General features: G+C 72.3%; 11 protein-coding genes. 6 read left to right on the top strand and 5 right to left on the bottom strand.

All coding sequences use genetic code 11. The features are described from left to right. Position 1 precedes the first annotated feature (1 nt). From QQS16_RS16330 to QQS16_RS16310, 5 genes are all read left to right on the top strand, one after another. The gene (locus QQS16_RS16330) at positions 2-469 is read left to right on the top strand and encodes a single-stranded DNA-binding protein (RefSeq protein WP_286062442.1); all 468 of its coding nucleotides are present in this window, start codon (positions 2-4) and stop codon (positions 467-469) included. A 341-nt stretch (positions 470-810) separates the two neighbouring features. Beyond that, positions 811-2,214, top strand: a complete 1,404-nt coding sequence (locus QQS16_RS16325) for a thioester domain-containing protein (RefSeq protein WP_286062441.1) — start codon at positions 811-813, stop codon at positions 2,212-2,214. Positions 2,215-2,398: 184 nt separating this feature from the next. After that, the gene (gene ettA, locus QQS16_RS16320) at positions 2,399-4,063 is read left to right on the top strand and encodes an energy-dependent translational throttle protein EttA (protein WP_286062440.1); all 1,665 of its coding nucleotides are present in this window, start codon (positions 2,399-2,401) and stop codon (positions 4,061-4,063) included. A 6-nt stretch (positions 4,064-4,069) separates the two neighbouring features. Further along, entirely contained in the window at positions 4,070-4,486 is a 417-nt protein-coding gene (locus QQS16_RS16315; protein WP_286062439.1) for an acyl-CoA thioesterase, read from the top strand. Then, on the top strand, positions 4,483-5,160 hold the full coding sequence (locus QQS16_RS16310) for a DUF8185 domain-containing protein (protein ID WP_286062438.1): 678 nt from the start codon (positions 4,483-4,485) through the stop codon (positions 5,158-5,160). The genes QQS16_RS16315 and QQS16_RS16310 overlap by 4 nt, the downstream gene beginning before the upstream one ends. A gap of 473 nt (positions 5,161-5,633) precedes the next feature. Here the strand turns inward: QQS16_RS16310 and QQS16_RS16305 are convergent, their stop codons facing one another. After that, a complete protein-coding gene (locus QQS16_RS16305) occupies positions 5,634-6,047 on the bottom strand; it encodes a globin (protein ID WP_286062437.1) in 414 nt (137 codons plus the stop codon). A gap of 109 nt (positions 6,048-6,156) precedes the next feature. Between QQS16_RS16305 and QQS16_RS16300 the strand changes: the two genes are divergently transcribed. Then, on the top strand, positions 6,157-7,164 hold the full coding sequence (locus tag QQS16_RS16300) for a methyltransferase domain-containing protein (RefSeq protein ID WP_286062436.1): 1,008 nt from the start codon (positions 6,157-6,159) through the stop codon (positions 7,162-7,164). On the opposite strand, the gene QQS16_RS16295 is transcribed toward QQS16_RS16300, so the two are convergent. The 4 genes from QQS16_RS16295 to QQS16_RS16280 all read right to left on the bottom strand — a co-directional run bounded on the left by QQS16_RS16295 (position 7,145) and on the right by QQS16_RS16280 (position 13,530). Further along, complete coding sequence (locus QQS16_RS16295; RefSeq protein ID WP_286062435.1) at positions 7,145-8,638, bottom strand: FHA domain-containing protein; 1,494 nt, start codon at positions 8,636-8,638, stop codon at positions 7,145-7,147. The two genes, QQS16_RS16300 and QQS16_RS16295, sit on opposite strands and share 20 nt — an antisense overlap. Positions 8,639-8,741: 103 nt before the next feature. Next, positions 8,742-10,124, bottom strand: a complete 1,383-nt coding sequence (locus tag QQS16_RS16290; protein WP_286062434.1) for a vWA domain-containing protein — start codon at positions 10,122-10,124, stop codon at positions 8,742-8,744. 112 nt (positions 10,125-10,236) lie between these two features. After that, positions 10,237-11,595 carry a PP2C family protein-serine/threonine phosphatase gene (locus QQS16_RS16285; protein ID WP_286062433.1) on the bottom strand — a complete coding sequence of 453 codons (1,359 nt, stop codon included), beginning with the start codon at positions 11,593-11,595 and terminating at the stop codon, positions 10,237-10,239. After that, on the bottom strand, positions 11,596-13,530 hold the full coding sequence (locus QQS16_RS16280; protein ID WP_502963910.1) for a serine/threonine protein kinase: 1,935 nt from the start codon (positions 13,528-13,530) through the stop codon (positions 11,596-11,598). Positions 13,531-13,540: the final 10 nt, after the last annotated feature.

Below are 13,540 nucleotides of genomic sequence, written 5' to 3'. Positions count from 1 at the left end.
GATGAACGAGACCATGGTCTGCGCGGTGGGCAACGTGGCGACGCAGCCGGTGTACCGGGAGCCGGCGTCGGGCGCGTCGGCGCGGTTCCGGCTGGCGGTGACCGCGCGCTACTGGGACCGGGAGAAGAGCACCTGGACGGACGGCCACACCAACTTCTTCACGGTGTGGGCCAATCGGCAGCTCGCCACCAATGTGACGGCGTCGCTCAACGTGGGCGACCCGGTGGTCGTGCAGGGCCGGCTGAAGGTGCGTACGGAGGTGCGCGACGGGCAACAGAGCCGGACCTCCGCGGACATCGAGGCGGTGGCGATCGGCCATGATCTGGCCCGCGGCACCTCCGCCTTCCGACGCACCAAACAGGGAGAGACGATGACGGCCGGAGCGCCGCAGCAGCCGGAGCCGAGCTGGGAGACGCCTGCGGCCGAGCCGCCTGCCGAACGGCGGCCGGAACCAGCCGCGGTGACGTGACGTCACACGCCGACTGCCGCCGACTGCCGCCGACTGCCGCCGACTGCCGCCGACTGCCGCCGACCGCTTAGGCCGCCTTCGGTCACTTCCGAACATATCCGGCTGAACCGAGGCTTATCGGCGAGCGCGCTCCGTGCGGCCGCGGTGGATTTATCGACAACTCCTGCTCTCGGATGGTCGCGGCGATAACGATTCCGAGTCGGATCAGTGGTCCGACTGCATCACCGGGAAGCGTGGTGCGCCAGCTCCCTAGGATGCCGAAGGTGGCTCTAGAGGCTCCTGATTCTGCTGGTGGGACCGTAACCCCCCACGTCAACGGGTCCTGCTCGAAGGGGAATTCTGTGTTTTCTTCGTTCACTGCGCGGTCGGCGCGCAGGGGAGGGACGGCGGCCCGTCTCGTCGCCGCGACGTTGGTGTCCGGTCTCGTCGCCGTCGGCGTGCTGACCGGCACCGGCACGGCGGCGGCCGACGAGACCGCGCAGAGCCCGGCCGGGGCGACCGCCACCATAGGCGGCCTGAAGACGTACGGCGACGTGGTGATACACGACCAGACCGGGGACCTGACGGTGTCGGCGGGCCTGTTCGAGATGTCCGTCGAGGGCGGCGGCACCCTGCAGACGTACTGCGTCGACCTGCACAACCCCACGCAGCGGGACGCCAAGTACCACGAGACTTCCTGGAGCGGCACCTCGCTGGCCACCAACAAGGACGCGGGCAGGATCCGGTGGATCCTGCAACACTCCTATCCGCAGGTCAACGACCTCGCGGCGCTCGCCGCCGCGGCGGGTGTGGGCGGTGGACTCACCGAGCAGGACGCGGCGGCCGGCACCCAGGTGGCCATCTGGCGCTACTCCGACGGCGCGGACGTGGACGCCGTGGACCCGCAGGCCGAGAAGCTCGCCGACCATCTGTACAAGAGCGCCCGCACCATGGCGGAGCCCGCGGCGTCGCTGACGCTCGACCCGCCCGCCGTCTCCGGTCGCCCCGGCACCCTGCTGGGCCCGGTGACGGTGCGCACCGACGCGGCCACCGTGACGGTGACGCCGCCGGCGGACGCCGCCACGAGTGGGGTGCGGGTCATCGGCAAGGACGGCAAGGACGTCACGTCCGCGGTCGACGGCAGCCAGCTGTTCTTCGAGGTGCCCGAGGACGCCCCGGCCGGCTCGGCCGACGTGACCGTGCACGCCTCCACCACCGTGCCCGTCGGCCGTGCCTTCGCCTCCGAGAGTCGCAGCCAGACCCAGATCCTGGCCGGCTCCAGCGAGTCGACCGTCTCGGCGACGGCGAGCGCGAGCTGGGCGAAGCAGGGCGCGATACCGGCCCTGTCCGCCGCTGAGAACTGTGCCGGGGGCGGCCTGGACATCACCGCGGCCAACGAGGGCGACGAGGCGTTCACCTTCGAGCTGCTGGGCGTCGAGCACAGCATCGCGGCGGGTGAGTCCCGCACGGTGACGGTCCCGCTCCAGGAGGACCAGGCGTACGACCTCACGATCGAGGCGGGTGGCTTCCAGAAGCGGTTCACCGGCGTCCTCGACTGCCGGACGCAGAGCAGCGTGGCCGGCGACGCCACCCGGACCCTCAGCGGGCCGAGCCCCGCCACGGTCGGCAGCGCCACGGCGGACGTCAACCTCGCCGAGACCGGCAACTCCTACGCCACCCCGATGATCGCGGGCATCGCCATCGCCCTGGTGGTCCTCGGCGGCGCGGCTCTGATCGTCCTGGGCAGGAGGGAGACGCGCGGCTGACCGGGGGCAAGGGGAGGGATCGGCTCAAGGCCGCCAGCGAACGGACGGGCGGGGCTGCCACGGCCCCGTCCCGAACCCCCAGCTCCCGGCCTCCCGGCGATACGGGTTACCACCCAGGGGTGGCGGTCAGGCAAGATGGGGTGTATCTGCCCACTGCCAGTTTCAAGCTGCCGGACGGTTTCTCTTGGCTGAGTACATTTACACCATGCGCAAGGCGCGTAAGGCGCACGGCGACAAGGTGATCCTCGACGACGTGACGACGAGCTTCCTGCCGGGGGCGAAGATCGGCGTCGTCGGCCCGAACGGCGCAGGCAAGTCGACCATCCTCAAGATCATGGCTGGTATCGAGCAGCCGTCGAACGGTGACGCCTTCCTCACCCCCGGTTACAGCGTCGGCATCCTGCTCCAGGAGCCGCCGCTGACCGAGGACAAGACCGTTCTGGAGAACGTCCAGGAGGGTGTCGCCGAGGTCAAGGGCAAGCTCGACCGGTTCAACGAGATCGCCGAGCTGATGGCCACCGACTACTCCGACGCGCTCCTCGACGAGATGGGCAAGCTCCAGGAGGAACTCGACCACGCCAACGCCTGGGACCTGGACGCCCAGCTGGAGCAGGCCATGGACGCGCTGGGCTGCCCGCCCGGCGACTGGCCGGTGACCAACCTCTCCGGTGGTGAGAAGCGCCGCGTCGCGCTGTGCAAGCTCCTGCTGGAGCAGCCCGACCTGCTGCTGCTCGACGAGCCCACCAACCACCTCGACGCCGAGTCGGTGAACTGGCTGGAGCAGCACCTGGCCAAGTACCCCGGCACCGTTGTCGCCGTGACCCACGACCGGTACTTCCTCGACAACGTCGCGCAGTGGATCTGCGAGGTCGACCGGGGCCGTCTCTTCCCCTACGAGGGCAACTACTCCAAGTACCTGGAGACCAAGTCCGCCCGTCTCAAGGTCGAGGGCCAGAAGGACGCCAAGCGGCAGAAGCGGCTCAAGGACGAGCTGGAGTGGGTGCGGTCGAACGCCAAGGGGCGGCAGGCCAAGTCCAAGGCGCGCCTCGCCCGTTACGAGGAGATGGCGGCCGAGGCCGACAAGATGCGGAAGCTGGACTTCGAGGAGATCCAGATCCCGCCGGGCCCGCGGCTGGGCAGCATCGTCGTCGAGGTCAACAACCTCACCAAGGGCTTCGGGGAGAAGGTGCTCATCGACGACCTCTCCTTCACGCTGCCGCGCAACGGCATCGTCGGTGTCATCGGCCCGAACGGCGCCGGCAAGACGACGCTGTTCAAGATGATCCAGGGCTTCGAGGAGCCCGACTCCGGTTCGATCAAGGTCGGCGACACCGTCAAGATCTCCTACGTCGACCAGAGCCGCGAGAACATCGACCCGAAGAAGACCTTGTGGGCCGTCGTCTCCGACGAGCTGGACTACATCAACGTGGGCCAGGTGGAGATGCCCTCGCGGGCCTATGTCTCGGCCTTCGGGTTCAAGGGTCCGGACCAGCAGAAGCCGGCCGGTGTGCTCTCCGGCGGTGAGCGCAACCGCCTCAACCTCGCGCTCACCCTCAAGCAGGGCGGCAACCTGCTGCTCCTCGACGAGCCCACCAACGACCTGGACGTGGAGACGCTCTCGTCGCTCGAGAACGCCCTGCTCGAGTTCCCGGGTTGTGCCGTGGTCGTCTCCCACGACCGGTGGTTCCTGGACCGGGTCGCCACGCACATCCTCGCCTACGAGGGCGAGTCCAAGTGGTTCTGGTTCGAGGGCAACTTCGAGTCCTACGAGAAGAACAAGATCGAGCGGCTCGGGGCGGACGCCGCGCGTCCGCACCGCGCCACCTACAAGAAGCTGACCCGGGGCTGATCGATCTTGCGGCACATCTACCGCTGCCCGCTGCGCTGGGCGGACATGGACGCGTACGGCCACGTCAACAATGTGGTCTTCCTCCGGTATCTGGAGGAAGCCCGTATCGACTTCCTGTTCCGTCCGGACAAGGAGTTCCAGCAGGGGTCGGTGGTGGCGCGCCACGAGATCGACTACAAGCGGCAGCTCGTCCACCGGCACGCACCCGTGGACATCGAGCTGTGGGTCACCCAGATCAGGGCGGCCTCCTTCACGCTTTCGTACGAGGTGAAGGACCCGGACCAGGTCTACGTGCGGGCCTCGACGGTGATAGTGCCGTTCGACTTCGAGGCGCAGCGGCCCCGGCGGCTCACCGCGGAGGAACGCGAGTTCCTGGAGGAGTACCGGGACGACGAGGCCGAGGGCGAGGCCGTGGCCGCATGACGGTGCTCCACCTCGCCGACGAGGGGGAGGCGGCGGATCTCGCGGCCTTCCTCTCCCGGCTGCTCCACTACGACCGTGGGGCAGCGGTGCGCCTCCAGGCGGCCGGCACCGCGCTGGCCGTCTTCGGCCGGCCGCCGTCCTTCGAGGTGCTGGCGATCCGTGCGGTACGGCTGGACAAACCGTACGAGAACGGGCTCGACGTCATGCTGGACGTGACGGTGTCCGCGGGGGAGCTGCTGGAGGCCATCGACGAGCCGGGGGGTACGGCCCTGGTGCCGGCCGCGGTCACCGGTCCGCCGTGGGCCGGGGTGCTGCCGCCGCGCGGTGGCTGGCGGCCGGAGGCCGGACTGCCCGAGCCGGACGCGCTGCGGGCGAAGGTGGCCGCGGGGGTCGCCGAATTCCGTTCCCGTACCCAGGAGTTGCCGGCCGAAGCGCGTACGCGGGCCGAACTCGACCGGATCGGGCGGGACATCTGGTCCCGGACGGTCGGGGAAACCGGGCTGCCGGTGCGGGCCGTGCACGCGGCGCAGTCGCTGGGGTTCCTGCGGGCCACGAAGGACGCGGGGGATCTGGCGCTGTTCTCGTCGGGCGCGTGGCTGAGGCTGCGCACGCCGTACGGCTCGATCGCCGTACGCAGGGCGGGACTCGGAGCGCTGGACGTCAGCGTTCGCTGATCCGGTTGCCGGTTGCCGGTCGCGGATTGCGTGTTGCGAGGTGCCGGTTCCGGGTTCCGTTCCCGGTCGCCGGCCGGGATTCCGGGCTTCCGGCGTGCGGCCGTCGGGTTCCCGACGGCCGGCGGGGTCGCTCGCCCGGCCGCCGCCCCGCTCTCTCAGCCTCCGCCCCGGCCGCCCGGCCGCCGCCCCGGCTCGGTCACCGGCAAGCCGTGGTCGCGTCCGCTGGCGACGGGCTCGGAATCCGTTCGAACGACGTGTGCGGGCCGCGTCGCCGGTCGTGCCCGTGTGCGCGTCCGGGGTCACCTGGACCACCAGTGGGCAGCGGGCGGGAGCGGAACCGGTGGAGAGAGCGGCTGTCCGTGCGCGCCCGCGCCCAGCGGACGGGCCGCGCAACCTCGTCCCACCCCACCCCACCCCCGCCCCCACTCCCGGCCTCTCCCGTTCACGGATCGCAGGCCGCGGTGGCGGTCGGGCTAGTCAGGGGTGTTCACCATCGAGGCCGCCGCGTACGTCATGTACTTCCACAGCGTCTCCTCGTGCTCCTCGGACAGGCCGAGCGAGTCGACGGCGTCGCGCATGTGCCGCAGCCAGGCGTCGTGCGCCTCGCGGTTCACGGTGAAGGGCGCGTGCCGCATGCGCAGGCGCGGGTGGCCGCGGTTGTCGCTGTAGGTCGTCGGGCCGCCCCAGTACTGGATCAGGAAGAGCGTGAGGCGCTCCTCGGCCGGGCCCAGATCCTCCTCGGGATACATGGGCCGCAGCACCGGGTCCTCGGCGACTCCCTCGTAGAAACGGTGGACGAGGCGGCGGAAGGTCTCCTCCCCGCCGACCTGCTCGTAGAAGGTCTGCGTCTGCAGCGTGCCGCGCCGGATCTCTTTCACGCCCTCCATGCTCTCAGACCCGGCGGCCCAGGACTCAAGGCCTAGGTCCAGCCACCGGACCCGACACACACCGGTGCGACCGCTCGCTTCCCGGGGGCTCCCGCAGGACAGTGGACGTATGGGCGCGCACGCACTCGACAAGGACCTGGCGGACCTCGCCGCCTCGGCACGGGCGGCGCTGGTGCGGGAGATCGACGCGAGCGGGGCCTGGGCCGCCGACCCGGTGTGGCGGGAGGCGTTCGAGGCGGTACCGCGGCATCTTTTCGTGCCGTACTACTACGTCGGTGTCGGCGGCGGCCACGAACGCCGATGGGGGGAGAGTTCCGACCCGGGCATGCGTGAGCGCTGGTTGCGCGGGGTGTACGCCGACACTCCGCTGGCCACCCGGCTGCGCGACGGTGAGCTCGTCTCCTCCAGCAGCCAGCCCTCGCTGATGGCGATGATGCTGGCCGAGTTGCGGGTGGCGGACGGCGACCGGGTCCTGGAGATCGGCACCGGAACCGGCTACAACGCGGCCCTGCTCGCGCACCGGCTCGGCGACGGCGGCCTCGTCACCACCGTCGACCTGGAACCGGAGATCACCGAGGCGGCCCGGCGGCATCTGGCCGCCGCCGGCTACCGGCCGGTCGTCGTCACCGGCGACGGAACGCGGGGGGTGCCCGAACGCGCCCCCTACGACCGGGTCATCGCGACCTGCGCGCTCCCGTCGATCCCGCGCGCCTGGCTCGCCCAGTGCCGCCCCGGCGCCCGCATCCTGACCCCGCTCGCCACCGGCCTGGTCGTCCTCACGGTGCGCGACCCCGGGCTCGCCGAGGGGCGCTTCCTGCACACGCCCGCCTACTTCGTGCCGTTGCGCGGCGGTGAGCCCGAGCCGCAGCCGCCCTCGCTGGGCGGGATACCGCGCCGGGCCAGGGAGCACGAACTGTTCCGGTTCCTGCTCGCGCTGACCCGCGCCAGTCTCGACCCGCAGGAGGTGTACGCGCTGTGGGAGCGCGAGGGGCAGCCGCAGCGGGAGCGGTACGGCATCACGGTCAGCGGCGAGCACGAGTGGGCGTGGCTGGACGACCCGGAGGGGCCGTACGCCTGGCCCCTCGCGAACCCGGAGGTCAGCCCCGGCGGATCGTGATCGTCGTCCAGGCGCCCACGTGCACCCGGTCCCCGTCCTGAAGCGGCACCGGCACGAACGGCTGGATCGGCTCGTCCGAGCCGTTCACCGTCGTCCCGTTCGTCGAGTTCTGGTCGACGACCGCCCAGGAGCCGTCCGGCTGCTGGACCAGTACCGCGTGCTGGTGCGAGACGCCCGGGTCCTCCGGCGGCACCGCCAGGTCGATGTCGGGGGTGTCGCCGGTGGAATGGCGGCGGCGGCCGATGGTGACCTGGTTGCCGGAGAGGGTGCGCTGCTGCTCGGGCGAGTACGCGGGCAGGTTGAGACCCGCGGCCTCGGGGCCGGAGCGCTGCATCATCGCCATGAAGTAGTCGCGGTCCGGGCCGATGGTCGCGGTCCACGTCGCCGGCTGCTGCGGGTAGCCCGGGCCGGGCGGTGCCTGCGTCGAGCCGGGCTGCGGGTAGCCGTAACCACCGCCGGGGCCCTGACCGGGGCCGGGACCACCGGGACCACCGGGACCACCGGGACCACCGGGACCACCGGGGCCGGTCGACGGCGGGGAGATCACCCAGTCGTCGTTGCCGCCGAAGGGCGGCGGACCGCCCTGCTGCCGGTGGTTGGTCTCCTGCGGATATCCGGGCGGGCCCGACGGGCCGGGCTGCTGGTACGCCTGGGGAGCCTGCGGCGCGCCACCGGGACCGCCAGGGCCGCCGCCGTGACCGCCGTGCGGGGGCGGGCCGGGCGGTGGCGGAACCGGCCGCGACGGATCGGCACCGAACGGGCCGGGCGCACCCGGACCACCCTGGCCGCCCGGACCTCCGGGACCACCGAAGCCACCCTGGCCGCCGGGACCGGGACCGCGGCCGGGACCGCCCGGACCACCGAAGCGACCCTGATCACCCGGGCCGCCTTGACCACCGGGACCTCCGGGACCACCGGGACCACCGAAACCGCCCTGGCCACCGGGGCCACCGAAGCCGTCCTGACCGCCGGGACCGCCAGGACCCTGCTGGTTGCCGTACGGGGGGTTCGGCGGGATGGGCTCGGCGGGCCGGTTCACCTGCGACGGACGGGAGCCCTGATAGTCGTACCCCTCACCGCCGCCGTACGACGGACCCGGAGGCTGCTGCTGGAAGCGGGCGGCCGGGCTCTGACCGGGGCCGGGGCCCGGACCGGGGCCCTGGCCGGGACCGGGCTGGCGCGGGGCGGCCGGGGTGTACGAGGTCGCCGTGTTGGTCAGGAAGTTCCACCGGCACTCCTCGCAGAACGGCGCACCGCCCTCACGGGGCGTACGGCACTGCGGGCAGAGTTCCGGTTCGGCGTGCGGAGGACGTCCACCGGGCTGCCCGGGCTGGGTGCCCTGGGGCGGCGGGAAGCCGTAGCCTCCGCCCGGCGGGGGCGGAGGGGGCGGGGGCACGGCACCGGCCATGCGGTGACCGCAGACCTCGCACCAGTCGTCGGAACCCGACTGGTGTCCGTTCGGGCAGGTCGGCATGTCGGCGCTTCCCCCTCTCCTTGTCCGGCCGTGACGACCGGATGTCTCCAACCCCAAGGGGTCAGGCTCGCTGCTCTTCCAGGACCCGTCGGGTCCCGTTCCGTCACTTCTTCACGCGGACGGTCTTGGTCGACCGGGTTTCGAGAGTCATCTCGTCGGCCTCCTCGACCTTCGTCTTCAGTCGCACAGTACCTGTCGCGGCGTCGACCACGTCCACCACCTTCGCAAGCAGTTTCGCAGTATCCGCGTTTCCGGAGGCGCTGGCGAGCTGAACGGCCCGGCCCAGTTTGGCCGTTGCTCCGTCGGTATCTCCTGATTTGCGCAGATCCAGACCTTGCTGGATGACCTGTGCCAGTTCCGCCTGGCCGGTGTAGTGGGCGACCTGGGGGTTGATCGACGTCGAGGCGACCATGTCGTCGGTCCACACGGCCCGTACGAGACCCTGGGCGCCGAGGTTGTGGGCGGTGCCTCCCCCACTCTCGGCTCCGCTCGAGCGGGAGGTGCCCCCAGGCCGCGGGACCACCAGCGAGATCCGCGCGGCGAGCATCTCCTGGCCGAGGTGGGCGACCGGGACCTCGACGCAGACGTGGTAGTCACGGGACTCGTCGCCCCAGGACCCGGTGGGGTAGTCCCCGGCGCGCGGACCGGCTTCCGTACGGCGGTCGGTGAGTTCCTCGACCGTCGGCGCGACCTGCTTGACGAACTTCACCGTGGTGCCGACCGGGGTCCACAGGCGCAGGGCGACGTCCGCGACCTCCTTGCCCATGGCCGCCTCCATCATCCGCGTGAAGTCGGCGGCGAGCGCGGCCGGGTCGGCGACGATGTCGGCGGTGCCGAGCAGCGCGGAGGCGACCCCTGTGACTTCTTTCACTTCCCAGTCGGTGCCCACTCCGCGGGCGTCACAGGTGAAACGGCCGGCGCAGGCGTCCAGCGCGGCCTTCAGGTCCTCCGGCGACTCGTGCTCGTTGCGGCCGTCGGTGAGCAGGATGCCGTGGCGGATGGCGACGTCCGCGGAGGACAGCAGGCGGTCGGCCAGCCCCAGCCAGGTGCCGATCGCCGTGCCGCCGCCGGCGCTGAGCTTGCGCAGGGCCTGCTTGGCCTGGTCACGGGTGGTGGCGTCGGCCACGGCGAGGCGCCCGTCGCCCGGGTAGACCTCCTTGGCCACGTGCGTGCCGCCGATCACCGCGAAGTGCACGCCGTCGCGCAGGGTGTCGATCGCGGCGGCCGTGGCGTCCCGGGCGTTGCGCATCTTGGTCGGCGGGTAGTCCATCGAGCCCGAACAGTCGACCATGATCGCCACGGCCGCGGACGGGCCCTGTCCCGGCGCGTAGAGATGGGGCGCCGCGACGGCGGTGCCGATGGTGCCGCCGCCGGTGGCGGTCACCGTGACGATGGCGTTGACCTCGCGGCCGCCCTCGGGCAGGTACTCGTTCTGGTAGACGTCCACCGAGAACTGCGGCACGTTCGACTTGGAGAAATTGGCCATGCCTACTCACATCCCCCTTGACCGCCCCGCGGAGGCGGGGCGATGACGGTGTGACGGACCGGTCCCCTCCGGTCCGTCGAAGCGTCCCCGCGTGTACGAGCCGTGTGCGGCCTCAGGCCGATCCTGCCCCCTGAGGCGGTGCCGGGAACGGCAGGACGGCCACTGTTACGTTGTCGTGGCCCCCGCCGTCCAGCGCGTGACCGACCAGGACGCGGGCGCTGTGCAGGGGACGCACCGCGGCGTCCAGCGGCACCACCTCGGCCATGTCGTCGGCCGCCTCCGCGTAGTTCCACAGGCCGTCCGTGCACACCACCACCACGCCGGGCCGGTCCGGCTTGAAGGACGCGGTGTGCGGCTCCAGTTCGTAGGCGTCCGCGCCGAGCCAGCCGGTGATCGCGTGGGCGCGCTCGTCGGCGTACGCCTCGGCCTCGTTCATCAGGCCCGCCGCGACCATCTGCGCGGCCCACGAGTCGTCCTCGGTGAGCCGGGCCGGGGGAGCGCCCCGGTCCACCGGGACCCAGTACGCGCGGCTGTCGCCGACCCAGCCGACGATCAGCAGACCGGACGTCACCACCGCGCCGACGAAGGTGCACGCGGGGGCGTTCTGGTGCGGTGCGTGCTCGCGGGCCGTGGCGGGCTCGGCGGCCAGGGAGTTGACCGCGCGGGAGGCGGCGACGATCGCGTCGTGCATGGCCTGCTGCGGGTGCGTGCCCAGCGGCAGGGCGGCCAGCAGCGTCTCGCTCGCCGCCCGGGACGCGGCCAGCGAGGCGTCGTCGGGGCGGGTCGCGGAGGACACGCCGTCGCAGACGACCGCCAGGACCGCGGAGGAGCCGTCGGGCAGCGTGGCGCACCCGAGGGCGAACGCGTCCTCGTTGCGGTGGTGGCGCAGACCGCGGTCGCTGACGGCGGCGACCGGGCCGGCCTCCTGCTCCATGTGGTCGCGCTCACGCGGCTGGGCGTGCCCGCAGTTCTCGCAGTAGCCGTCGTGGTCGACCCGGCCCGCCCGGCAGGCCACGCACACCGGGACGCCCTCGGGCGGCGCCGGGACGTCGGGAACCGCGCGCGGGTCCGGCGCCTGGAGCGGGTACTCGTCGGGCTCCGGCGGGCGGTCGAAGCGCACGCCCGAGGCCGGGGAGCCCGCGGAGACCGGCGAGCCCGGCAGGGGCGGCCGGTCCGGCATCGGCGGCGCGCCGTGGCCGTCCGGGCCGGTGCCCGCCACGCCCGTCGGCGCGGGCGCCGCAGGGGCCGGTGCCGGGGCACCGCCGGGGGCGGGGGAGCCGGGCCAGGGCACGGCGGCGGCACCGTCCGGTGGGGGCGGCGCGCTGCCGTTCATGACGATGGTCGGGTTGTCGTCCGGCCGTGCGGGCACGGCGGACAGGTCATATCCGCACGCACCGCAGAAACGGTCACCCGACTCGAGCGGTTCCTCGCAGCTCGGGCAGGCGGACAGCTGGGGCATCTGCGACATCAACTACACCCATGTCCGGGGGCGGTAACGGTTGGCACGTTCCACCAGGTCGATCCTCTCCTCGCCGCCCGACGCCAGCCGGGCCAGCGTGCGGTACGAACGCTCCAGACCGAAGCGCAGGCCCCGCTCGTCCAGGCCACTGCCGAGCAGCAGCCGTCCCCCGGCGGCGGGCGGCGGGACGGAGCCCTGGCCCCCGGAGAGTATCCAGTCCAGCGCGCAGCCGAGGACTTCCGCCGACAACTGCTCGCGCCGCGCCGGGTCCAGACCGTACGCCTGCAAAGCCTCGACCTGACCGGCGGCGGCGGTCAGATCGTCCAGGAAGGGTACGTCGGAAGCGACCGCGGTGCGTTGCCGCAGCCGTGCCCGTACCGCCGCCACGCGAGCGGCGGTGTAGTGGATGGACGACTCGGGCACCGACTCCAGGGTGTGCACGGCACTCCGCCGGTCCCCGGCGGCGAGCTGCACACGGGCCAGACCGAACGCGGCGCTCACATAGCTCGGGTCGGTCGCCCAGACCAGGCGGTAGTACTCGGCGGCGTTGTCCAGCTGGCCGAGCACCTCCGCGCACAGCCCGAGGGCCAGCTTGGGCGCCACCTCGCCGGGGAAGGCGTCGTAGATCGCGTCGAAGGCGAGGGCGGCGGCCTCCTGGTCGCCGGTCACCAGGGCGGCCACGCCCCGGTACCAGACCACCCGCCAGTCGTCCGGCCGCTCCTCCTCCAGCCTGAGCAGCGCCTCGTGCGCGGTGTACGTGTCGCCGTTCTCCAGCCAGGCCCGCACCTGACGCAGGCGGGTCTCGGTCGACGGCGCCGGAGCGGCGGCGAGGGCCCCGAGCAGCTCGGCCGGCGCGGTCGTCATCAGCCCGGCCAGGAACCCGGCGTTCGGATCGGCCGCGTCGACGTGCGGGACGGGCAGCGCGAGAACCGCGGCGGGGGAGTCGACGGGCTTGACGAGGGCCACCGTGCCGCCGGGGCCGCTCACCGGAGCGCCGGTGCCGGCGGTGCGGGCGGTGCCGGCGGGCGAGCGCCGGGTTCGCACCGCCCGCGCCCCCAGCCGGGACACCTCACCGTCCAGCTTCGGGAACAACTCCGTGTCCGTGACGCGGACCTCGGGGCCGAACAGCGGCGACAGGGCCGGCCGGGCCCGCCCGGTCTGCAGGGAGACGACCTCCCGCAGCACGCCGGTCAGCTGTTCCGACATCTCCTGTGCGGAGGCGAACCGGCGGGCCGGGTCGGGGTCGGTGGCGCGGACCAGCAGGCGGTAGAAGGACTCGTACTGCCGGAAGACCTCGATGTGGTCGGGGTCGGGCAGGGAGTCCACGAAGACGTTCGTGTAGCCCTGGAAGTCGAAGGCCAGGACGGCGAGGGTACGGGCGACCGTGTAGAGGTCGCTCGCCACCGACGGGCCGACCTCCGCGACCTCCGGCGCCTGATAGCCCACCGTGCCGTAGATGGCCGACTCGTCGTCGTCCATCCGGCGCACCGCGCCCATGTCGATCAGCTTGAGCTGGTCCTCGGTCTGGATCGCGTTGTCGACCTTGAAGTCGCAGTACAGCAGGTTGCGGCTGTGCAGATGGCCGAGCGCCTCCAGGGCCTCGATGCCGTAGGCGCAGGCCTGCTCCACCGGCAGCGGGTCACGCTTGCCCTGCGGCGTACGCCGGTCGTTCGCGATCTCCTTCAGCGACTTGCCGCCGACGTACTCCATGACGATGTACCCGTCCAGCGAACCCGTCCGCTGGTCGAGGTGCTCGACGAAGTTGTAGATCCGCACGATGTTGGCGTGCTCGATCTCCGCGAGGAAGCGCCGCTCGGAGATCGCCGCCTCCATCGCGTCCTGGTCGCCGGTGTCGAGCAGGCCCTTGAGCACCACCCACCGGTCGGACACCGCGCGGTCCACGGCGAGGTAGACCCAGCCGAGGCCGCCGTGCGCCAGACAGCCCACGACCTCGTAC

Origin of the sequence: Streptomyces sp. ALI-76-A (assembly GCF_030287445.1) — a bacterium.
Classification (GTDB): Bacteria; Actinomycetota; Actinomycetes; order Streptomycetales; family Streptomycetaceae; genus Streptomyces.
The sequence above is the reverse complement of the archived record's forward strand: the minus strand, read 5'-3'. Positions and strand labels throughout refer to the sequence as shown.